This window comes from Brachybacterium sp. GPGPB12, assembly GCF_038396325.1.
In the GTDB taxonomy this organism is placed as follows: Bacteria; Actinomycetota; Actinomycetes; order Actinomycetales; family Dermabacteraceae; genus Brachybacterium; species Brachybacterium conglomeratum.
Map to the genome: position 1 here is coordinate 1,452,616 of NZ_CP149573.1, position 19,475 is coordinate 1,472,090.

General features: G+C 74.3%; 21 protein-coding genes and 3 pseudogenes. 7 read left to right on the forward strand and 17 right to left on the reverse strand.

Annotated features, from left to right (window positions below; all coding sequences use genetic code 11):
- Nucleotides 1–21: 21 nt before the first annotated feature.
- The gene (gene ccsA, locus WKH84_RS08235; RefSeq protein WP_341856262.1) at nt 22–984 is read right to left on the reverse strand and encodes a cytochrome c biogenesis protein CcsA; all 963 of its coding nucleotides are present in this window, start codon (nt 982–984) and stop codon (nt 22–24) included.
- A gap of 92 nt (nt 985–1,076) precedes the next feature.
- Between ccsA and WKH84_RS08240 the strand changes: the two genes are divergently transcribed.
- Nucleotides 1,077–1,349 (forward strand): hypothetical protein, encoded by a 273-nt coding sequence (locus WKH84_RS08240; RefSeq protein ID WP_341856263.1) that lies wholly within the window; start codon nt 1,077–1,079, stop codon nt 1,347–1,349.
- 55 nt (nt 1,350–1,404) lie between these two features.
- Here the strand turns inward: WKH84_RS08240 and WKH84_RS08245 are convergent, their stop codons facing one another.
- The 5 genes and pseudogenes from WKH84_RS08245 to WKH84_RS08265 all read right to left on the reverse strand — a co-directional run bounded on the left by WKH84_RS08245 (nt 1,405) and on the right by WKH84_RS08265 (nt 5,925).
- Nucleotides 1,405–3,189, reverse strand: a complete 1,785-nt coding sequence (locus WKH84_RS08245) for a cytochrome c biogenesis protein ResB (RefSeq protein ID WP_341856264.1) — start codon at nt 3,187–3,189, stop codon at nt 1,405–1,407.
- A complete protein-coding gene (locus WKH84_RS08250) occupies nt 3,189–4,010 on the reverse strand; it encodes a cytochrome c biogenesis protein CcdA (RefSeq protein WP_341856265.1) in 822 nt (273 codons plus the stop codon). Before WKH84_RS08250 ends, WKH84_RS08245 begins: the two co-directional genes overlap by 1 nt.
- Nucleotides 4,007–4,534, reverse strand: a complete 528-nt coding sequence (locus WKH84_RS08255) for a TlpA disulfide reductase family protein (protein ID WP_341856266.1) — start codon at nt 4,532–4,534, stop codon at nt 4,007–4,009. Before WKH84_RS08255 ends, WKH84_RS08250 begins: the two co-directional genes overlap by 4 nt.
- 69 nt (nt 4,535–4,603) lie before the next feature.
- Nucleotides 4,604–5,250, reverse strand: a pseudogene (locus WKH84_RS08260) (histidine phosphatase family protein).
- A 69-nt stretch (nt 5,251–5,319) separates the two neighbouring features.
- Nucleotides 5,320–5,925, reverse strand: a complete 606-nt coding sequence (locus WKH84_RS08265) for a MarR family transcriptional regulator (protein WP_341856267.1) — start codon at nt 5,923–5,925, stop codon at nt 5,320–5,322.
- A 132-nt stretch (nt 5,926–6,057) separates the two neighbouring features.
- Between WKH84_RS08265 and WKH84_RS08270 the strand changes: the two genes are divergently transcribed.
- Together WKH84_RS08270 and WKH84_RS08275 are read left to right on the forward strand one after the other, a co-directional pair.
- Nucleotides 6,058–6,588, forward strand: a complete 531-nt coding sequence (locus WKH84_RS08270) for a YceI family protein (protein WP_341856268.1) — start codon at nt 6,058–6,060, stop codon at nt 6,586–6,588.
- Nucleotides 6,589–6,836: 248 nt separating this feature from the next.
- Nucleotides 6,837–7,142, forward strand: coding sequence for a glutaredoxin family protein (locus WKH84_RS08275; protein ID WP_341856269.1), 306 nt, complete (start codon nt 6,837–6,839; stop codon nt 7,140–7,142).
- Between the two features lie 198 nt (nt 7,143–7,340).
- Here WKH84_RS08275 and WKH84_RS08280 read toward each other — a convergent pair whose 3' ends face one another.
- The 5 genes from WKH84_RS08280 to WKH84_RS08300 form a co-directional block, all read right to left on the reverse strand.
- Entirely contained in the window at nt 7,341–7,439 is a 99-nt protein-coding gene (locus tag WKH84_RS08280; RefSeq protein WP_341856270.1) for an AURKAIP1/COX24 domain-containing protein, read from the reverse strand.
- A gap of 153 nt (nt 7,440–7,592) precedes the next feature.
- The gene (locus tag WKH84_RS08285; protein ID WP_341856271.1) at nt 7,593–9,269 is read right to left on the reverse strand and encodes a dynamin family protein; all 1,677 of its coding nucleotides are present in this window, start codon (nt 9,267–9,269) and stop codon (nt 7,593–7,595) included.
- Nucleotides 9,266–9,661: a hypothetical protein gene (locus WKH84_RS08290; RefSeq protein WP_341856272.1), complete on the reverse strand. Its 396-nt coding sequence runs from the start codon at nt 9,659–9,661 to the stop codon at nt 9,266–9,268. The genes WKH84_RS08285 and WKH84_RS08290 overlap by 4 nt, the downstream gene beginning before the upstream one ends.
- On the reverse strand, nt 9,592–11,031 hold the full coding sequence (locus WKH84_RS08295; RefSeq protein ID WP_341856273.1) for a dynamin family protein: 1,440 nt from the start codon (nt 11,029–11,031) through the stop codon (nt 9,592–9,594). The genes WKH84_RS08290 and WKH84_RS08295 overlap by 70 nt, the downstream gene beginning before the upstream one ends.
- Nucleotides 11,032–11,177: 146 nt before the next feature.
- On the reverse strand, nt 11,178–12,437 hold the full coding sequence (locus WKH84_RS08300; RefSeq protein ID WP_341856274.1) for an acetoin utilization protein AcuC: 1,260 nt from the start codon (nt 12,435–12,437) through the stop codon (nt 11,178–11,180).
- Nucleotides 12,438–12,538: 101 nt separating this feature from the next.
- On the opposite strand from WKH84_RS08300, the gene WKH84_RS08305 reads away from it, so the two are divergent.
- The 4 genes and pseudogenes from WKH84_RS08305 (at nt 12,539) to WKH84_RS08320 (ending at nt 14,833) form a co-directional block, all read left to right on the forward strand.
- Entirely contained in the window at nt 12,539–12,787 is a 249-nt protein-coding gene (locus tag WKH84_RS08305; RefSeq protein WP_341856275.1) for a hypothetical protein, read from the forward strand.
- Nucleotides 12,784–13,479 (forward strand): potassium transporter TrkG, encoded by a 696-nt coding sequence (locus tag WKH84_RS08310; RefSeq protein WP_341856276.1) that lies wholly within the window; start codon nt 12,784–12,786, stop codon nt 13,477–13,479. The genes WKH84_RS08305 and WKH84_RS08310 overlap by 4 nt, the downstream gene beginning before the upstream one ends.
- On the forward strand, nt 13,395–13,952 hold the full coding sequence (locus WKH84_RS08315) for a potassium transporter TrkG (RefSeq protein WP_341856277.1): 558 nt from the start codon (nt 13,395–13,397) through the stop codon (nt 13,950–13,952). The genes WKH84_RS08310 and WKH84_RS08315 overlap by 85 nt, the downstream gene beginning before the upstream one ends.
- A 216-nt stretch (nt 13,953–14,168) precedes the next feature.
- Nucleotides 14,169–14,833, forward strand: a pseudogene (locus WKH84_RS08320) (TrkA family potassium uptake protein).
- Nucleotides 14,834–15,209: 376 nt separating this feature from the next.
- Here WKH84_RS08320 and WKH84_RS08325 read toward each other — a convergent pair.
- The 6 genes and pseudogenes from WKH84_RS08325 to WKH84_RS08350 all read right to left on the reverse strand — a co-directional run bounded on the left by WKH84_RS08325 (nt 15,210) and on the right by WKH84_RS08350 (nt 19,102).
- Entirely contained in the window at nt 15,210–15,590 is a 381-nt protein-coding gene (locus WKH84_RS08325; RefSeq protein WP_341856278.1) for a pyrroline-5-carboxylate reductase dimerization domain-containing protein, read from the reverse strand.
- Between the two features lie 193 nt (nt 15,591–15,783).
- Nucleotides 15,784–16,050, reverse strand: a pseudogene (locus WKH84_RS08330) (NAD(P)-binding domain-containing protein); the annotation flags it as partial.
- A gap of 145 nt (nt 16,051–16,195) precedes the next feature.
- Complete coding sequence (locus WKH84_RS08335) at nt 16,196–16,519, reverse strand: DUF368 domain-containing protein (RefSeq protein ID WP_341856279.1); 324 nt, start codon at nt 16,517–16,519, stop codon at nt 16,196–16,198.
- 38 nt (nt 16,520–16,557) lie between these two features.
- Entirely contained in the window at nt 16,558–17,037 is a 480-nt protein-coding gene (locus tag WKH84_RS08340; RefSeq protein WP_341856280.1) for a DUF368 domain-containing protein, read from the reverse strand.
- 137 nt (nt 17,038–17,174) lie between these two features.
- Nucleotides 17,175–17,441, reverse strand: a complete 267-nt coding sequence (locus WKH84_RS08345; protein ID WP_341856281.1) for a hypothetical protein — start codon at nt 17,439–17,441, stop codon at nt 17,175–17,177.
- Nucleotides 17,438–19,102: a hypothetical protein gene (locus WKH84_RS08350; protein ID WP_341856282.1), complete on the reverse strand. Its 1,665-nt coding sequence runs from the start codon at nt 19,100–19,102 to the stop codon at nt 17,438–17,440. The genes WKH84_RS08345 and WKH84_RS08350 overlap by 4 nt, the downstream gene beginning before the upstream one ends.
- Between the last annotated feature and the right edge of the window lie 373 nt (nt 19,103–19,475).

Here is a 19,475-nt window from a genome sequence, read left to right on the forward strand (position 1 = left end):
GCTGCACAGAGTTGATCGACGTCAGGTACCAGGAAGCTGGTACCTGACGTCGATCAACTCGTCGCGCCGCGGCCCTGGCCTCGTCCGCACTGCGGCGGCCGGAAACACTTCGACGATCCGTTCCAGGTCCTGGAACGGATCGTCGATGAACTGCTCGCGCGGGCAGAGCCGGGACCGGAGCACCAGCCGAGGCCGGGGGATCCACCGGACGCGGCGCACCGGCCGCGGCCGGACCGCCAGCCCAGGGCGGAGGCTCAGCCGAGGCCGGAGTAGGAGTGCAGGCCGTTGATCACCGTGTTCACGATCGTGTAGTTGAAGACCACGGCGACGAAGCCGGCCAGGGCCAGGCCCGGCCGCACGGGAGCCGCGGAAGCCGCCGGTGGCGCGGGCGTGGAGGTAGGCCGCGTAGATCACCCAGATGATGAAGGTCCACACCTCCTTGGGGTCCCAGCCCCAGAAGCGGCCCCATGCCTCGCGGGCCCAGATCGCCCCGAAGATCAGGGTGAAGGTCCAGCACACGAACGCGACCGAGTGGATGCGGAAGCTCAGCGCCTCGAGGGAGGACGAGGAGGGCGACCGGTCCAGCACGTGCCCGAAGCGGCCCCAGTGCTCGGGGAACTCCTCGGTCGCGGCACGCTCGGCGAGGACGCGCTCGTGCTTCGCCTGGAGCGGCTGCATCGAGGCGACGACCGCGCCGAGGATCGACAGCGCCGTCGCCATGATCGCGACGCCGATGTGGATGTAGATCCAGTGGGAGTTCTGCAGGCTCGGGGTGAGCTCGGCAGCGGGCACGATCCAGAACGTCTGCGCGAGCAGCAGCACGAGCGAGACGGGGCCGACGACGAAGGTGCCCAGCGCCCGCGGCTCCGTGCGGCGCACGCTGAAGGCGAGGAAGGCGACCATCACGATCGCGGTGGAGGTGGTCGCGAACTCGTACATGTTCGCCCACGGGACGCGCTGGGTGGCGAGCGCACGGGAGATCACGCCGATCAGGTGCAGCAGGGTCGCGGCGGAGGCCAGCAGGAAGGCGAAGCGCGCGCGGACATGCCGCCGGACGCGGCGGGAGCCTCCCCGCGGTGCCCGTACCGGCGGTGCCCGGGGCGAGGGAATCCGAGCGGTCGGCGCCGGAGCCTGTGGAGCCGGCGCTCGCTGCGCCGGGGCGAGCGGCCACCGCGGTGCCGCCCACGGCGGTCGCCCCCTCCGCCTCGGCGCCCGAGGCGCCGACGCTCGTGGGGCTCATCTCCCTCTCCTGCGCCTCCTTCCGCTCGTCGGCGGCGAGACGGGCGTCGCTGCGGCGCTGGGAGGACGAGGCGAGATCGGCGCCGAAGCCGATCAGGGCGAGCACGTAGAGCACGATCGTCACCACGATGGCGAGGTTCGAGAGCTCTGCCAGCCGCTGGTTGATCACTGGGCACTTCCTTCTCGGGGTCCGCCCGAGGCGTCCGCCTCGGGGTGCCCGGACGGTGCGGCGTCCGGGAGCCGTTGTCCATCGTGCGCCTCCGAGAGCCGGGACGCCAGGGCCTTCACGTCGTCCGCGAGCGCGGGATCGTCGCTGCGGGCGAGCCCGGCGACCTCGAGCACGGTCGTGCCGCCCTGCTCCCGCACCCGCACCCACAGGCGCCGGCGCGGCACGAACAGGGAGAGGATCAGGCCGCCGACGGCGACCAGCGCGCTGATCAGGATCCAGCGCTCGAAGGGGTTGTGGGCGATGTCGAAGGCGGCGTAGCGCTTCAGCCCGTCGAAGCTGACGGTGGTGCCGTCGGCGAGGCTGTACTCCTGGCCGGGGTACAGCCGGATCAGCACCGGGTCGCCGTCCTCACCCGGGACCTGGGTGAGGGTGGTGAGGTCCACCTCGTAGGCGTTCTGCGGCACGCCGGAGTCCAGGCCCAGGTCGCCCTGGTAGACGGTGAGGGCGAGCCGCGGGTCCAGCGCGTCGGGGTAGAGGGAGCGCGGTCCCTGCTCGTCGATGGTGCCGGTGGGCAGGAAGAAGCCGACCACGGCGGTCTGCTCGGGCTGGGCGTCGGGCGCCTTGAGCACCACCTGGGAGGTGTAGTTCGTGTCCCCCATCGGGACGGTGATCAGCGGCCCCTCGGCGACGACGGTGCCCTCGGGGTCGGTCAGCGTGATCTCGGGGGCGTAGCCGTTGCCGAGCAGGTACATCGACGCGCCCGGGACGTGCAGGGGCTTGTTGACCTGGACCGTGCGGGACTCCTGCTCCTGACCGGGGGTGGTCACCTGCACGTCGGCCTCGAAGGAGCGCGGCTCGCCGACCTTCCCCGCCTCGCCGGGCTGGACGTAGGTGGCGCGGAAATCCTCGAGGGTGAAGCGGAAGTCGGGCAGGTCGTTCTCGTCGAACCAGGCCCCGGACTCGAAGGAGTCGTACTGGGTCAGGGAGTTCGCGAAGCCGCCGCCCTCGACCACCGTGACCTGTCCGCGGTAGCTGGTCAGGGTGCCGCCGGCGATGCACACCAGCACGCCGACCAGCGCGATGTGGAACAGGAGGTTGCCGGTCTCGCGCAGCGCCCCCGCTCGGCGCTGACGGAGCGGCCGGCCTTCTCCTCGCGCACCTCGGTGCGGTAGCGGGAGCGGCGCAGGCTGCGATGGGCCGTCTCGATCAGGGAGTCGGCCTGCGAGCCGGGCGACTCGAGGCGGGTGTACCCGGTGAAGCGGGTCAGGCGGGAGGGGGTGCGGGGCGGCTTCGCGCGCAGGCTGCCTCAGGTGCACGCCGACGCGCGGGACGATGCGACCGATCAGGGAGATGAACAGCAGCAGGTAGATCGCGGAGAACCACGGCGAGGAGAAGACCTCGAAGAAGCCCAGGGTGTCCAGGATCTCGCCCCAGCGGCCGTTCTCCTCGAGGAACTGCTCGGTCAGGGCCGGGTTCACGCCGCGGCGCGGGTAGAGCGAGCCGGGGATCGCGGCGACGGCCAGCGCGCATGAGCAAGCACGAGCGCCGTCTGCATGGAGGTCAGTTTGCCGCCACAGGAACAGCGGCGTGCCGCGCAGGCCCAGGGAGGGCGCGGCGGCGCGCTTCCCGTCGACCTCGGGCTTGCTGGACCAGGCGCCTGACTCCGACGGGCCCGTGCCGGATCCGCTCGCCTCGGCGCCTGCCTCGGCGGGGCCCGTGCCGGGACGCTCTGCGTCGTCGGTCCGGACGCCGCGGTCCGGACGGGGGTTCTTCTCGCTCATCACACCACCGGTTCGAAGGTCGCGATCAGGCCCTGCGGCTCGCTCATCCAGCTCGCCCACACCCCGGTCATCAGGAGCACGCCGATCGCGATCAGCGGCGCGCCGGAGAGCAGGCCGATGCTGCGGCGGTGGGCCGACAGCTTCCTGCTCAGCCCGAGCGCGCGCTCGAACAGCGGCGCGAAGAGCACGAAGGGGATGCCGAGGCCCAGGGAGTAGGCCAGCGCCAGGACGCCGCCGCGCACGGCCGCGCCGTCGCCGCCGCCGTCCAGGGACAGCGCCACGATGGCGGCGTAGGTGGGGCCGATGCAGGGGGTCCAGCTCAGGCCGAACACCAGCCCCATCAGCGGTGCGCCGAGCAGGCCCGCGTCGGGCTTCTTCGAGGAGATCGGCTTCGTGGCCGACAGCCCCGGGATCAGGCCCATGAACACCAGGCCCATGACGATCACGATCGCGCCGGCGACGCGGTTGATCCACACGGCGTGCTCCTGGAGGAGGTAGCCGACGGCGCCGGCGAAGCCGCCGAGCGCCATGAACACCACCGCGAAGCCGGCCACGAACAGCAGGGAGCCGGCGAGCATCCGCCCGGTGCCGGGCCGGCGCGGGCGGGCGGCGCGGCGGCCGGCGCCCTTCGCGGCGGGGGCGGGGCCGGGGCCCTGTCCGGCGAGGCCCGAGACGTACCCGAGATAGCCGGGGACCACCGGCAAGACGCACGGCGAGAGGAAGGCGACCAGGCCCGCTGCGGCGGCGACGGCGATCGCGAGCAGCAGCGATCCGGACAGGGCGGTCGCCTGGAAGGCGGCCCCGATCTCGGCGAGCATCATTCGGCGACCACCGCGTCGATCATCGCGCGGAGCACGGAGGGGTCGGCGGCGCCGGAGATGCGGGCGGCGACGCGCCCCTCGCGGTCGAGCACGAGCGTGGAGGGGACGGCGTTCGGGGCGACCTGGCCGCGCAGGGCGTACATGATCTCCGCGCCGGTGTCGGGCACCGAGGGGTAGGTGATCCCGTACCGCTCCTCGAAGGCCTGCGCGGGGCCGGCGGCGTCGCGCACGTTGATGCCGAGGAAGGAGACGCCCTTCTCGGCGTACTCCTCGTGGATGGCCTGGAGGTCCGGGGCCTCCTTGCGGCAGGGCGGGCAGGAGGCGTACCAGACGTTCAGCACGAGCACCTCGCCGCGGGTGTCCGCGAGGTCGACCGGCTCCTCGTCGAAGGTGGTGCCGGTGAAGGCGATCGCCTCGCCGCGCTCGGCGGCGGGGATCTCGACGGAGACGCCGTCTCCGGAGACGTACCCGGCCTCCCCGGAGGCATAGCGATCGGAGGTGTCGGTGCCGCAGGCGGCCAGCAAGCACGCCCAGCGGCGCCGCGGCGGCCACGCGGAGGAGGCCGCGCCGGCTCGGGACGGGGCGCGGGAACGTCATGTGAGCTTGCCTCCGGTCGCGTCGACGGCGCCGTCGTAGAGGGCGGCGGCGGGCTCGGCGTAGCCGACGTCCGACAGGTGCGGGCCGACGAAGCGCAGGCTCGTCACCGAGCAGAGGCCGCACTCGCGCCGGCGCGGGTCGTGGAACAGGGGCTTGCCCTCGGCGCGCGCCGGGTGACCCAGATCGGCGGCTGGTGCAGGACCAGCACGGCCTCGCGTCCCTCGGCCTCGGCCCGGGCCTCGTGCACGGCGGAGACCACGCGCGCGACCTGCTCCCGGTAGGGCTCGCCCCAGGAGGGGCGGAAGGGGTTGACGAACCAGCGCCAGTTGCGCGGGTCGGTGAGCTTCGCGTCGCCGTGGCCCATGCGCTGGCCCTCGAAGCGGTTGCCCGATTCGATGAGGCGCTGGTCCGTCGAGATCTCGAGGTCGTGCGCGGCGGCGATCGGGGCGGCGGTCTGCTGGGCGCGCAGCAGCGGCGAGGAGCGCACGAGGGCGACGTCGGCGCCGGCGAGGTGCTCGCCGACGCGGCGCGCCATCTGCTCACCACGGGCGCTGAGCCGGTATCCGGGCAGGCGCCCGTACAGGATGCGCTCCGGGTTGTGCACCTCGCCGTGGCGGACGAGGTGCACCGTGGTGGTGGTCATCGCTGGGGGCTCCCTCTCACTGTCGCAGGCTCTCGCGAGCCGCCTCACGGTACCAACCCCACCTCCGGATCAGCTCCGAGCCGGGGCGTCCTCGTGAGGTGCCGGACATCCGACGGCGATCGGGGCGTCCTCCGCGATGGTCTTGCCGAGGATCCGACCGAGCTCGAGCAGGTCGTCGTGGCCGATGACGTCCAGCAGGAGATCGCGGACGGAGCGCACGTGCGTGGGCGCGGCGCGCTCGAGGAGGGCCTGGCCCTCGGCGGTCAGCTGGGCCTGACGGCCGCGACCGTCGGAGGAGCAGCGCACTCGCTCGACGAGGCCCCGCTTCTCCAAGCGGGTGATGGTGTGGGTGAGGCGGGAGCGGGAGTGGACGACCTTGTCGGCCAGCTCGGACATGCGCAGGAACCCGCCCTCGGCCTCGTTCAGGCGCACCAGGATCTCGTACTCCCCCAGCGCCAGGTCGATCTCGGGGTCGGACTGCGGCGCGTCGCCGAACCGGTCGGTGAGCAGGGTGGTGGCGTAGAGGAAGGTGCGCCACGCCTCCTGCTCCTTCGCCGTCAGCCACAGCCCCTCGGGCGTCGAGGCGCGGTCCGCCTCGTCCTGCGCGCCATCGACCGCGGGGCTCACCGAGGCCGCCGCGACAGCCTGCTCCTCGCTTGACGTCGTGTCATGCATCACGTTTCCTCTTTCCGGGGACTCTTCCTCTTGCCATCATCCCTCATTTTAGTTTAGCTTTCAAGCACGGCGGTGCGGAACAGCCTGACCGGCGCCCGTCACCACCGGACCACCACCAGAAGGAGACATCTCATGAGCGACCTCACCCCCGGCACCTGGACCCTCGACCCCGCCCACACCTCCGTGGCGTTCACCGTGCGCCACGCCGGCATCTCGAAGGCCCGCGGCCAGTTCACCGATGTCGAGGGCGAGCTCGTCGTCGCCGAGGGCGGCGAGGACCTGGCCTTCACCGCGACCCTGAAGACCGAGTCGGTCTCCACCTCCAACCCCGACCGCGACGCGCACCTCAAGAGCGCCGACTTCTTCGACGTCGAGAACTACCCGACGATCACCTTCCGCTCCACCGAGCTCAAGGGCGACACCCTCCACGGCGAGCTGACCATCAACGGCATCACCAAGCCGGTCGAGCTCGACTTCGCCTACGAGGGCGCCGCGACCGATCCCTTCGGCGTCTACCGCGCAGGCTTCACCGGCGAGACCACCATCTCCCGCAAGGAGTTCGGCCTGACCTGGAACGCCGCCCTCGAGGCCGGTGGCGTGCTGGTCGCCGACTCCGTGAAGATCTCCATCGAGGCCGAGTTCACCGCGCCGACCGCGGCCTGATTTCCTGCTCTCCGGGGCGCCCCCGCGTCGCCCGGTCCGACGGGCCGTCCGCGCATGCGGGCGGCCCGTCGTCGCGCCCGGGGTCGTCATGTCCGGAATCATCACGTCCGGGATCGTCGCGGCCGCGCCCGCGCCTGCGCGCGACCCCCGCCGGTGCCCCGAACACGCGCGCGACCATCGCCGGCGCCTCGCCCCCGGCCCACGACCTCCGTCATCCGTTCGCCCCTCCGCCCGATATGGTGCCGCCCATGACCTCGCCGCACGTCCCCTCCCCCAGCGATCCCGACGCCCGCGTCCTCTACCTCACGCGGGAGGGTCGCCATCTGTGCGATGAGGCGGCGCCGGTGGTGCGGGCCGAGGCCGATCGCGCCGGCACCGCCGTCGAGGTGCGGGACATCGACGCCGACGCGCGCCTGCGCGAGCACTGGGACCACGACGTGCCGGTGATCATCGTGGACGGGAAGGTCCACGCCCGCTACCGGGTCGATGCCGAGCAGCTGCGCACCGCGCTGCGCCGTCGGCCCTGGTGGCGCCGCCTCGCCGGCCGCGCCTGAGGATCGCGGCAGGGCGCCGGCGCCCGCCGGCCGCGACCCACGGCCCGCGCGGCCGCGACCTACGGCCCGCGCGGTCGCGGCCCACGGGCGCCGTTCCCGAGGCGCGCACCGGACCGGCCGCATGCCCGCCCGACCGGCGGCGCCTGACATGCGAGAGCCCCCGCCATGCGGCGGGGGCTCTCGCATGTCAGGCGTCGCTCACTTCTTGTTGCGGCGCTGGTGACGGGTCTTGCGAAGCGGCTTGCGGTGCTTCTTCTTGGACATGCGCTTGCGTCGCTTCTTGACGACAGAACCCATAGGTAGCCTCTGTTCTGCAGGACGAGCCTGCGGTGTGATGCTGCGGATCTCAGATGCGCGGCCGGTCAGCGTGCGGGGCAGGCTGAGCAGTCTCGCGGGCCGACGCCCGGCCGACGCCACGGTCGACGATCCACTCTACACCGTCCCGCCGCCTCACTCACCGTGCGCGAGTGCGAGATCGCTCGCAGCCTGCCGTGCCCGGTGCGGCGTCTCGTCGACCGGCTCGACGACGAGATCCTGCGCGGTCCCCCGCACCCGGGCGGTGAGCAGGCGCCGCGCCCGACGACGGTGCCATGCGCCGCTCATCGCGGCGATCGCACTGCCGGCGACGCCCAGCAGGATCCCCGCCGCGATCGCGAGGACCAGCATCACCGTGGGCAGCGGGATCGGGATCCACAGCTCCTCGACCATCGGCATCGGCGGCGGGGGCACCCCGAGGAAGGCGAGCGCGGCGTTCAGGCCCAGCCAGCCGAGGCCCACCACGCCGATCAGCGGCGCGAGCCACTGCAGGACGTCCAGCACCCGCCACCACCAGGAGGTCTCCCCCGCGCGGAGGTCCGCCTCCGCGACCGCCTGGTCCAGGGCGTCCGGGAGCGCCTCCTCCTCGGAGCGGGCCGCGGCGCGGACGGCGGCGCGCCAGGGATCGCTGCCGCCGGCGGAGGCGTCGTCGGCGAATCGGCGCACGCCCCCGGAGGCGCGTGCGGAGGCCGCGGCGTCCGGGGCGGGCAGGGAGGTGCGCTCGAGGCCCTCCCCGTCGCGACCTCGGCCGATGCCGAGCCGGGCCAGGGGATCCGCGCGCACGGAGCGGATCCAGCGCAGCGGCGGCCAGCCGACGCGGCGCGCCGCCCGATGGCGGTAGGAGCCGCCGACGGCGCGGGCGACGGGCTCGACCCGGGCGGCGAGGGAGAGGTCCTCGACCAGGGTGTCGATCGCGGCGGGGCTTGAGCGCTCGGCCATGCCGGTGGGATCTGCCGCCTCGCGCGACCGTGCGGCGGCTCCGCGCACGTCGGCCCGATGCCGCTCCACCACGGCCTCACGGGCGCGGGCGATGCCGAGCAGGTGCTCACGCGGCTCCTCGACCCCCTCCCCGGTCTCGGCGGAGGCGGCGAGGACGGGCGCGCTCTCGAGCCCGTCGGCGCGGGCGATCTCGGCGAGGGAGGCGAGCACGCCCTCGCGCTCGGCCTCGCGGAGCCGGTCCACCTGGTTCAGCACCAGCACGGTGACGGCGTCGTGGCCGGCGAAGGGACGCACGAACTCGTGGTGCAGCAGCGCGTCGGCGTACTTCTGCGGGTCGGTGACCCACACGATCACGTCGACCATCCCGGTCATGCGCTCGGCGATGTCGCGGTGGGCGGATTCGACCGAGTCGAGGTCCGGCAGGTCCAGCGGCACGACGCCGGGAGTGCCGGCGTCGGTGCGGCGGGCACGACGGCCGCGGGCAGGCTTGTTGGCCGCCCGGGCCAGCGCCGTGCCCTCGTCGAGGGCGTGGCGCTCCTCGACCTCGAGCCAGTCCAGCGGCGCCTCGCTGCCCGCGTCGCCGAGCACGGCGGCGAGCGGCGCGGAGGTGGTGGGGCGGCGCACCGCCGCGCGGGCCACGTCCTTGCCGATCAGGGCGTTCAGCAGGGAGGACTTCCCGGAGCCGGTCGCGCCGAACAGTCCGATCACGGTGTGCTCGGCGGAGAGGGCGCGGCGGCGGTCGATCCTCTCCAGCGGCTCGCTCGTCCCGGTCAGGGCCTCGCCGGGGGCGATCCCGTCGAGTGCGGCGAGCGCCCGGTCCAGGGCGTCGAGCCGTTCGTGCAGCGGGGTGGTGCGGGGGCGGCGGAGGCTCATCGGGTCTCCTCCCGGATGTCGCGGGCGAGGGCGGCGAGCGCCTCGGCGTCGGCCTCGAGCTCCTCCGCGGCGTCGTCGTCGCCGAGCGCGTCGAGCCGGTCGAGGAAGGGGGCGGAGCGCTCGGCGACCAGGGCGTCGAGCCGGCCGGTGAGGGACTCCCGGGCGGCCTTCGCCATGCGCCTGACCGCCTCGTCGCCGAAGATCGCCTCGAGCGACCGCTGGCCGACGACGGCGGTCGCGGCCCCGGCGCCGACCTCGAGGCCGGTGGGGATGAAGGCGGTGGAGGCGAAGACGACGACCATCAGCGCGACGCCGACGACGTTCACGCCGAGGGAGAGCACCCGCGCCTTCGTGCGGCGGTCGGCGCCCTCGGCACGGACCAGCTCGAGCACGTCGCCCTGCCAGGCGCGCACCGCGGCGCGGACCTGCTCGGGGTAGTCCTCGTCGATCCGGGTGAGGTCCTGGCCCTCGGCGAGGGAGCGTCCGGCGGCGCTCGCGCGCCAGGCGGCGTCGGCCCGCTCGGCGCCGCGCGCCGTCTCGTCGACGACGACGTGGACGAGTCCGCGCCGAGCGCCTGCTCGGCCTCGACCGCGGGGGCGGGACGGCCCGAGAGCATCTGGCCGAGGCGGTCCCGGGCGCGGGTCACGAAGGACTCCACGCCGCGGAAGAACTCGCCGGTCCCCACCACGTCCTGCCAGCGGGCGAGCACCTCGCCGCGGAGCAGGGAGCCGTCGCCGAGGGCGGCGTCGATCCGCTCCCGGGAGCCGGAGAACGCGGCCACGGCCTCCTCGCGCGGCCGCCGGCGCTCGTCGTCCTGGAGCGCGGCGTGCTCGGCGATGTGGTGGGCGGAGGCGGCGAGGCCGTCGACGGCGCCGGCGAGGGTGCGCCGGGCGATGCGGCGCCGTCCCTCCCCGTCGGCCGCGAGCGCGGTGAAGTGCGCGGCGAGCTCGGCGATCACCTCGGGCGGGAGCATGCCGTCATCGTCGATCGTGGTCTCGGGGACCAGGAAGAGGCGGTCCACCTCGACACCCTGCCGCTCGAGCATGGAGGTGAGGTCGGCGGCGAGCTCCTCGGCCACGCCGCCGCGGTCCGGGATGCGGTTCATGACCACGTCGACGGTCACGTCGCGCTCGGCGGCGGTGCGCGGACCTCCCAGGGCACGGCGTCGGCGTAGCGGTTGGCGGTGGTGACGAAGAGCCACAGGTCCGCGGCGCGCAGCGAGGCGCCGGGCGAGCTCGCGATTGCCCTTCGCGACCGAGTCGATGTCCGGGGCGTCCAGCGGCGCGAGGCCCTGCGGGATCCGCTCCTCGGCGTGGAGGGCCAGCGAGGTCGCGGGGTCCACGTCGCCGGTGGTGTCCTGCGCCCCGGGCGCCTCGGCATCGGCGGCGCCAGGGCTCGCGCCGCCGTGGACGCGGGCGAGGCCGGGAAGGATGCGGGTGCCGGTGAACCAGGGCTCGTCGGCCGGGTGGTGGAGGAGCACGGGCCGGCGCGTGGTGGGGCGGATCGCGCCGGAGCGGCTGACCGGCGCGCCGACCAGGGCGTTGACGAGCGTGGACTTGCCGGCGCCGGTGGAGCCGCCGATCACGACCAGCGGCGGCGCGTCGAGGGAGGCCAGGCGGGGGGTGACGTGGTCGGCGAGCTGGGAGAGGGCGGCGCGGGCCTCGGTGCGGGCGGCGCCTGAGCCCTCGACGGGCGGCGGCGGCGTGAGCGTGCGCAGGTGCTCCGCGAAGGTGTCGAGCACCTGGGTGGTCCGATCGGTCATGGCTCCCCCGGGGATGGTCGGGTGCGGGCCCCGGGCACGGGGCACCTGGGCGTCATTGTGGCAGGTCGTCGGGAGCGTCGTCCCTCGAACGGGGGCCGCACCGGCGAGGCGGGGCCGACGGATCGCCCGGCCCGGCCCGGGACCGCTCAGTCCAGGAAGGGGTCCAGTCCCCACTCGGGGAAGGCTCCCCGGCGAGTCGCCTGGACCGACCGGTCGAGCGGGTCCTCGGGGTCGAAGCCGTGCTCCCAGGCGCGCACGGCCAGGGGGCGGTCGTCGCCGAAGCTCCGCACCGACGGCTCCGGGGAGAGGCCGTGCTCGGTGCGGGCGCGCTCGGCCGCCGCGAGGAACTCCTGCGGCGGCGGCGCGGCCGGGTCGATCGGCTCGCCCGTCGCGACCGCGAGCAGGTGGGTCCAGGAGCGTGGGACCACGTCGATCACCGCGTATCCGCCGCCGCCGAGGGCGAGCCAGCGCCCGCCGCACACCTCGTCGGCCAGCTCCTTCATCAGCATCATCACCTCGCGCCGCGCCTCGAGGGTGACGGAGAAGTCGGCCAGCGGGTCGCTGCGGTGGGTGTCGGCGCCGTGCTGGGTGACCAGCGGCGTGGGCTTCACCGCCCGGACCAGGGCGGGGACGGTCGCGCGGATCGCCCGCACCCAGCCGTCGGCGGTGGTGCGGGGCGGGAGCGGGACGTTGATCGCCGTGCCCCGCGCGGAGGGTCCGCCGGTGTCCTGGACGAAGCCGGTGCCGGGGAAGAGCCTCTCCCCCGTCTCGTGGATCGAGAGGGTCACGGCGCGCGGCTCGTCCCACAGGGCGCGCTCGACGCCGTCGCCGTGGTGGACGTCGACGTCGACGTACATCACCCGCTCCTCGCCCACGTCCAGGGCCCGGCGCACAGCGAGGGCGGCATCGTTGTAGACGCAGAAGCCGGAGACGCCGCCGGGCTTGGCGTGGTGCATGCCGCCGGCGACGTTGACCGCGCCGCGCACGTGGCCGGCGAGGATCGCGTCGACCGCGGCGAGGGAGCCGCCGGCGATGCGGGCGGAGGCGGTGTGCATGCCGAGGAAGGGCGGGACGTCGTCGCCGCCGATGCCGAAGGAGATCAGCTCGTCGAGGTCCTCGGCGGTCAGCCCCTCGAAGCCGGGCGAAGACCGCCTGACCGCCTGGACCAGGGCGGGGTCGTGGACGGTCCGGAGCTCCTCGTCGCTCGCGACGGGGGCGGGCAGGGTCCGCACGCACTCGCGGTCCAGCACCCCGGCCGCGCCCGCGAGGATCCGGGTGAGCGTGAGGCGGATCGGGGCCATCGGATGGTAGGGCCCGAAGTCGTACTCGCACAGGGCGTCGTCCCAGACGATCCCGACGCCGTCGGGGGCGGGGACCTGGGCAGGGGCGGGCACGTCGGCGGGCATGAGGTGAGCGTACCGAGGATCGCGAGGGACGGGTGTTCGCGCGGGACGGGTCTAGACTGCCGCGGACGCGACCGCCGGTCGCCACGAGGACGAAGGATGCGATGACCGAACGGGGGACCCGGCCCACCCGCCGGCGGCTGTCGGGCCCTGCCCTGCACGCCCGCCGGCAGGGCCTGCGCGATCACGCCAGGTCGCTGACCAAGGCGACCCCGGCCCGGATCACGCTGAGCGTGTTGACCCTGCTGATCGGCGTGTTCACGGCGCTCCTCTCGCGCCGATCGCGACGCGCGACGGTCAGGGCACCGATCTCATCGACGCGCTGTTCACCGCCGTCTCCGCGATCTGCGTGACCGGGCTCGTCACCGTCGACACCGGCACCCACTGGTCGACCTTCGGGCTGACCGTGATCATGGTCGCGGTGAAGCTCGGCGGCCTGGGGCTGATGACCGTCGCCTCGCTGCTGAGCATCTCGGTGATGCACCGGCTCGGTCTCGCCCAGCGGGTGATCACCGCGCAGGAGACCCGCGCCGAGCGGCTCGCCGAGGTGGGCGGGGTGTCGCGGGTCATCCTCATCACCTCCACCGCCTTCGAGATCGCGACCTTCGTGGCCCTGACCCCGTACATGGTCATCACCGAGCACGGGGTCGGGGAGTCCCTGTTCCTGGGCCTGTTCTACGCGATCAGCGCCTTCAACAACGCGGGCTTCGTGCCCGAGGCCGCGGGCACTGCGCAGTACCTCGGCGACCCGTTCTTCACCATCCCGATCGGTCTCGCCGTGCTGGTCGGCTCCCTCGGCTTCCCCGTGATCCTGGTGGTGGTGCGGAAGTCGCGCTCCCCGCGGAAGTGGAGCGTCCACGCGAAGCTGACCCTCACCACGACGGCGCGCTGCTGGTGGTCGGGTTCGGCGGCTATCTCACGATGGAGTGGTCCAACCCCGCCACGCTGGGGAGCGAGAGCGTGGGCACGAAGGTGCTCGCCGCGGGATTCGCCGCGATCATGCCGCGCTCGGGCGGCTTCGCGACGCTGGACGTGGGCCAGCTGACCACCGAGTCGCGCCTGCTGACGGATCTGCTGATGTTCATCGGCGGGGGCTCCGGCTCCACCGCGGGCGGCATCCGCGTGACCACCTTCGCGCCGCTGATGCTGTCGATCTGGGCGGAGATCCGCGGCAACCCCGACGTCGAGGTGTTCGGCCGGCGCATCCCTCACGACACGATCCGCCAGGCCATCGGGGTGCTCGTCATGAGCGCCGCGATCGTGTTCGCGGCGACCTTCCTGCTGCTGCGGATGACCCCGTACTCGCTGGACCAGGTGCTCTTCGAGTCACTGTCCGCCTTCGGCACCGTGGGGCTGTCCACCGGGATCACCCCGTCCCTGCCCACCGAGGCGAAGGCCGTCCTCGCGCTGTGCATGTACGTGGGACGACTCGGGCCGATGGCCCTGGGCGCCGCCCTCGCCGTCCGCTCCCGGGTGCGGATGATCCAGTACCCCGAGGAGCGGCCGATCGTGGGCTGAGCCCGCCCTGGGCACGGTCCTGCCCGGGCGCCGACGGCAGGGCCCGTCCGGGCGGGCCTAGACTGACCCGGCCCACGAACTGCACGGCGGCCGTCCGCACGGCGTCCGTCCCCGCGGCGCCCTTCGGCTCCGTGCCCGGCCGCACCGTCCCGGTGGCACTCCCCGTCCCCCTCCGACCGCATCCAGCTCGACCGCGCCCGACCTGAAGGAGCCGACATGTCCCGCACCGCCCGCGACGAGGGCGTCCTCGTGATCGGCCTGGGCCGCTTCGGCGCCGCGATCGCCCTGACCCTCGAGAAGCTCGGCACGCAGGTGCTCGCGATCGACACCGATCCGGACCTCGTCCAGAAGTACTCCGGCCAGCTCACCCACTTGGTGCGGGCCGATGCGACCCAGCCCGAGGTGCTCGAGCAGGTCGGTGCCGGCGGCTTCCGCACCGCGGTGGTGGGCGTGGGCACCTCGATCGAGTCCAGCGTGCTGATCGCGACGAACCTCGTGGACCTCGGCAAGCCCGTGATCTGGGCGAAGGCGATCTCCCCGCCCACGGCCGGATCCTGCGGCGCATCGGCGCCCACCACGTCGTCTACCCCGAGGCCGATGCCGGCAAGCGCGTGGCGCACCTGGTCAACGGCCGCCTCATGGACTTCATCGAGTTCGACGACGACTTCGCGATCGTGAAGATGCGCCCGCCGCGCGAGGTGCAGGGCATGACCCTCGCCGACTCCGACATCCGCCAGCGCTTCGGCGTGACCGTGGTGGGCGTGAAGTCACCGGGCAAGGACTTCACCTATGCGGTGCCGGAGACGGTGGTCGCCGCGCACGACCTGCTGATCGTCTCCGGCCGCACGGGCCAGATCGAGAAGTTCTCCCAGCGCGCCTGAGCGCCGCGGACACCATGCGCGCCGACCAGGGCGAGCACCGGCTCTCCCGGGCCTGGGCCTGTGCTTCCGGGGCCGGACCGGCCGTGGCAGGTCCGCTCCGGGCCTGGCGTGCCGGGGTGTGGTCAGGTGCCGGCGCGTGGCGTGCCTCTATGCCTATATCGGCGTAGTGGTACGCCACACGCCAGTAACTGACCATCTGACGGGGCCGCGGCCGGAGCGGCAGGGTGACCGGTGCCCCTACCGCTCGCAAGCTCGCAGCACGTCGATCAGCCAGCGCCCCCTGCTGATCTCCTACCGCTCGCAAGCTCGCAGCACGTCGATCAGCCAGCGCCCTCCCTGCTGATCTCCTGCCGCTCGCAAGCTCGCAGCACGTCGATCAGCCTCTGCTCATCGCGCGGGAGGAGTCGGCCGCGGCGGCCATCGCGGCGGCGACGCCGGCGCGCACGCCCTCCCGCTCGAGGGCGGCGAGGCCCTGCACGGTGGTGCCGCCGGGGCTGGAGACCGCGTTCTTCGCGACGGCCGGGTGGGTGCCGCTCTCGGTGAGCAGGGTCGCGGCGCCGCGCACCGTCTGTCGCACGAGGGAGGCGGCGAGGTCGCGCTTCAGCCCGAGCCGCACGGCCTCGTCGGTCATCGCCTCGATGAGCGTGAAGACGAAGGCGGGCATCGAGCCGGCGGTGCCGATGAAGGCGTGGACCTGCTCCTCGGTGATGTCCACGGCCACGCCGGCGCTCGAGAACAGGGCGTGCAGCGGCGACATGCCGCTCGTCGGAGACGGCGTCGCCGCGCATGAGGCCCACGGCACCCTCCCCCACCGAGATGGGGGTGTTCGGCATGGCACGGGCGACGGCGGCGCCCGACGGGAGCGCGTCCTGGATCTGCGCGAGGGTGGTGCCGGCGGCGAGGGAGAGCACCACGGCGCCGCCGGGGAGGTCGTCCCGCGGCTCGGCGACGAGGTCGAGGATCTGGTAGGGCTTCACGCCGAGAACGACGACGTCGGCGCCCTCGACCGCGCCGGCCCGGGAGGCGGCGGCGGTCGCGCCGAGCTCCTCCGCGGCGCGCTCGCTGCTGGCCGGGCTCGAGTTCGCGATCCGCAGGTTCTCGGGACGCACCCCGGCGTCGAGCATGGTGCGGCCGACGGGCCCGCCCATGTTCCCGGCCCCGATCAGGGCGACGCGGATGGCGGAGAGGTCGATGCTGTCGGTGCTCGTGTCAGTCATGCCGCCAGGGTACGGCGCAGGCGTCGGGGCGCGGGGGCCGTCCCGGCGGGCGCTCTCGGGCCTACGCCGCGCGTGCGGCGAGGCGGGACTCGACGAGGACGAGCAGCCTGCACGGCCGCCACGCCGACGAGGGCGAGGAGCAAGATCATCGGCCAGTCCGCGCCCGGGCGCCGCAGGGCGCCCGAGGCGTCCTGCCACGGCCAGAGGCGCGCAGGGCGCCGATCATGACGCCTGCGAGCACCACCATGGTGCCGCGGTGGTGACGGGTCAGCAGGATCCGCATGAGCTTCACGATGACCACGAGCCCCACGAGCGCCCACAGCCCGAACCAGGCGACGTAGCCGAGGTCCCGCTGGTCCACGGCCTCCAGGGTGGGCTGGTAGAGGCCGACGCTCAGCAGCAGGAAGGACCCCGAGACGCCGGGCGCGACGAGCGCGCACACGGCGATCGCGGCGGCCGGGGCGACCACCCACGGGCTCGGCTCGAGGGAGGTCGAGGGCAGGGAGGTCAGCAGCGCCCGCCGACCGCGCCGAGGGCGAACAGGCCGAGCTCCGCTCCGCGCCACGCCCCGCCGGAGAGCCGCACTGGCACCAGCACGGAGCCGGCGACGAGGCCGAGGAACAGGGCGCGCATCGTCTCGGGATGGTCCTCGACGAGACCTGCGATAGGCCCGGCGATGGTGAGGACGGCGGCCGCCATGCCGACCAGCAGCGGAAGCACGAGCGGCCAGTTCACGCCGCGCAGCTGCTCACGCGCTCCGGCGAGGCGCTCCGGCCCGGTCACGAGGCGACGGGCGGCGGCGGTGATCCGGTGCCCCACCTCGATCAGCTCGTCGTAGATCCCGGTGACCAGCGCCACGGTGCCGCCGCTGACGCCGGGCACGGTCTCGACCACCCCGATCAGCGCGCCGCGCAGGAGGTTCCCGAGCGGATTGCGGTGGCGCGGGAGGTCGGTGTCGGCGGGGGCGGCGGGGGCGGTGTCCGTCATGCGGCCAGCCTACGGAGCCGGGCGCCAGGTCCCGGCACCGGACGGAGCGGCGAGTGACCGACCCCGCGCCCGGACACGGGAAGCCGTCGCCGGGGCGGTCAAGGGCGCGGCGAGCAGTGACTTGCTCCCCCGTCCGGTCAGCGGTCGCGCCCCCAGTGCGGGGGCACGTCGCCGCTGAGGCGGGCGTCGTTGGACTCGTCGGCCCCGGGCTCGGGGGCGTCCTCGGCGAGGCGGTCCGGGAGCACCTTCGGCTCCTCGCCGCGCGAGGCGGCGGGCGCGGCCGCGCCCTGCGCCTCCCAGTCGATCGGCTTGCCTGTCACGGAGGAGACGACGACCCGGCGGGCGGGCCTCGCCGCTCTCCCGCGGGCCGACGCTTCCCCGTCGGCCGCGGAGCCGGTGCTCACTGCCGCTCCTGGTAGCGGCGGATCGCGCTGGAGACGGAGACGTCCAGCGCCACGGAGCGTTGCTCGAAGCCGAGGAAAGCGCGCACCTCGGTGGCCAGATGCTCCTCGAGCCGGGCGCGGCCATCGGAGCAGATGTACTCCACCACTGCGTCGAAGTCGTCGCTGGAGTAGAAACTCAGCGGATGACCGGCAGGAATCTGGGGGCGGGGCAGGCGATGGCGGATCGTGCCGACGCCGGAGGGCGAGTCGGAGCTCTCCTCCTCCTGGACCAGGCGCGGCGCCCGATCCAGGGCGCGACGGATCCGCTCGGCCTCCCCGTCGGGGTCGATGAACAGGGCCCAGGACCACACGCGCTCGGTCGCCCAGCCGGCGGCCTCGAGGCGCTCGGCCCGCGACCGGTCGCGCTCGCGCTGGCTGGGGGTGTCGACGTAGTGGGCGCCGTCGGTGTCCACGGCCAGCAGGAGTCGGCCGGGCATGTCCGGGTGGCCGAGCGCGAGCTCGATCCGGTCCGCGGACAGGCCGAAGTCCCGCTCGACCAGCAGGCCGAGCCGGCGCAGGCGGTCGGCGAGGTCCTGGACGAGGGCGTCGGTCTCGAGCTCGCGCGGGGCCCGCTCGGCCTCCGGCTCGGGCCGCGCGGCGGCGGGCTCGTCGGCGTCGGACGGCGCCTCGGCGCCCGCGGGCGCGTCGGAACCGGCGGCGCCACCGGTCGCGGCCTGGGAGGCGCCGTCGGACTCCGGCGCCGGTCGCTCCGCCTCCTGACCGGTCCCGGCGCCGTCGGTCTCCGCCGCCGGTCGCTCCGCCTCCTGTCCGGTCCCGGCGCCGTCGGCCTCGGGGTCCGCGCTCTGCGGGGAGCCGGCGGACTTGCGGGCCAGCGCCGCCTCGATCGCGGCATCGAGGTCCTCGTCGGAGAGCTCCTGCGCGAGCGCCGGCTCCGTGGGAGCGGCCGGCTCCGCCGCGGCGCCGCCGGGGCCCTCCTGCACGGCCCCCTCGCTCCCGTCCGGGGCGGGGGCGGCGGGTGCGGCGCGCGGCGCCTCGGGGGCGGGCGGGGCGATCTCCTCGTCGCTGCCGGTGAGCGCGGCGACGTGGGGGACGACGGGGACGTCGTGCCCGCCCTGCGCGCACCCAGAGCAGGGCGCGCAGGTCGCGGGCGCCGTCGGAGCGCGGCCGGGCGTGGTCGAGGTCCTGCACGGCGAGGGAGGAGACCACGGTGGTGCGGCCGCGGGCGCGGGTGATGACGGTGGCGAGGGCCTTGCGGCCGCTCTCCTCGGACAGCGGTCCGAAGCGGTGCAGCGACCGGCCGTGCGGGGTCTTCCCGAAGCCGATCGAGACGATGATGTCGTCGCGCGCACGGAGGTGGCCTGCGCGGCGGGCGCGACGGTGAACACCTCGCGGGCGCCGGGGTCGAAGTACTCGCGCGGCGCCGGGATGACGGAGACGGTGTTCATGATCCGCTCCATCAGGCGCCGGGCGTGCTCCTCGGTGAAGGTGAGCACGGCCAGGGACCGCTCGGGGCGGGTGCGGGCGTGCTCGATCACGAGGTCGGTGACACGGCGCGGCTCCGCCTCGGTGGACTCGACGTACTCGGTCCCCTCGGTGACGGGGCCGCGGCCGTTCTCGACGGTGACCAGACGGTCCTGCTCGGGGGCGACGGGGCTCGGCACGGCCACGACCTCGCCGACCAGGGCGCGGCGCTGGGCGAAGCCGCGCGCCCCTCGGTCGCGGGATGGGGATCGCGCAGGATCTCCTGGTGCGGGGCGATGCGCGCGATGTCGTCGAGGAGGCTCGGGACCGAGTCCCCGCCGTACTCGAGCACATCGCCGACGACGACGGTCTGCGACGCCCGCACGATCGAGGGCGCGCCGCGGCGGTGGGCAGGCGCCCGCCGTCGGCGACGATCAGCACGTCGAAATGGCGTCCCCGCGGGATGACCTGCGGGACCAGGTACGGGGAGGCGAGCCAGGCGGGGCGGGCCGCGAAGAGGATGTCCTCGTACTTCGCGGCGAGGTCGCGGATGGACACGGTCGAGGAGCGGGC

Excerpts from the sequence above, each read along its gene's own strand:
- WKH84_RS08245 (WP_341856264.1), bottom strand. The coding sequence starts at position 3,189 with ATGAGCGAGAAGAACCCCCGTCCGGACCGCGGCGTCCGGACCGACGAC.
- WKH84_RS08250 (WP_341856265.1), bottom strand. The coding sequence starts at position 4,010 with ATGATGCTCGCCGAGATCGGGGCCGCCTTCCAGGCGACCGCCCTGTCC.
- WKH84_RS08265 (WP_341856267.1), bottom strand. The coding sequence starts at position 5,925 with ATGCATGACACGACGTCAAGCGAGGAGCAGGCTGTCGCGGCGGCCTCG.
- WKH84_RS08270 (WP_341856268.1), top strand. The coding sequence starts at position 6,058 with ATGAGCGACCTCACCCCCGGCACCTGGACCCTCGACCCCGCCCACACC.
- WKH84_RS08275 (WP_341856269.1), top strand. The coding sequence starts at position 6,837 with ATGACCTCGCCGCACGTCCCCTCCCCCAGCGATCCCGACGCCCGCGTC.
- WKH84_RS08280 (WP_341856270.1), bottom strand. The coding sequence starts at position 7,439 with ATGGGTTCTGTCGTCAAGAAGCGACGCAAGCGCATGTCCAAGAAGAAG.
- WKH84_RS08285 (WP_341856271.1), bottom strand. The coding sequence starts at position 9,269 with ATGAGCCTCCGCCGCCCCCGCACCACCCCGCTGCACGAACGGCTCGAC.
- WKH84_RS08295 (WP_341856273.1), bottom strand. The coding sequence starts at position 11,031 with ATGACCGATCGGACCACCCAGGTGCTCGACACCTTCGCGGAGCACCTG.
- WKH84_RS08300 (WP_341856274.1), bottom strand. The coding sequence starts at position 12,437 with ATGCCCGCCGACGTGCCCGCCCCTGCCCAGGTCCCCGCCCCCGACGGC.
- WKH84_RS08305 (WP_341856275.1), top strand. The coding sequence starts at position 12,539 with ATGACCGAACGGGGGACCCGGCCCACCCGCCGGCGGCTGTCGGGCCCT.
- WKH84_RS08325 (WP_341856278.1), bottom strand. The coding sequence starts at position 15,590 with ATGTCGCCGCTGCACGCCCTGTTCTCGAGCGCCGGCGTGGCCGTGGAC.
- WKH84_RS08340 (WP_341856280.1), bottom strand. The coding sequence starts at position 17,037 with ATGACGGACACCGCCCCCGCCGCCCCCGCCGACACCGACCTCCCGCGC.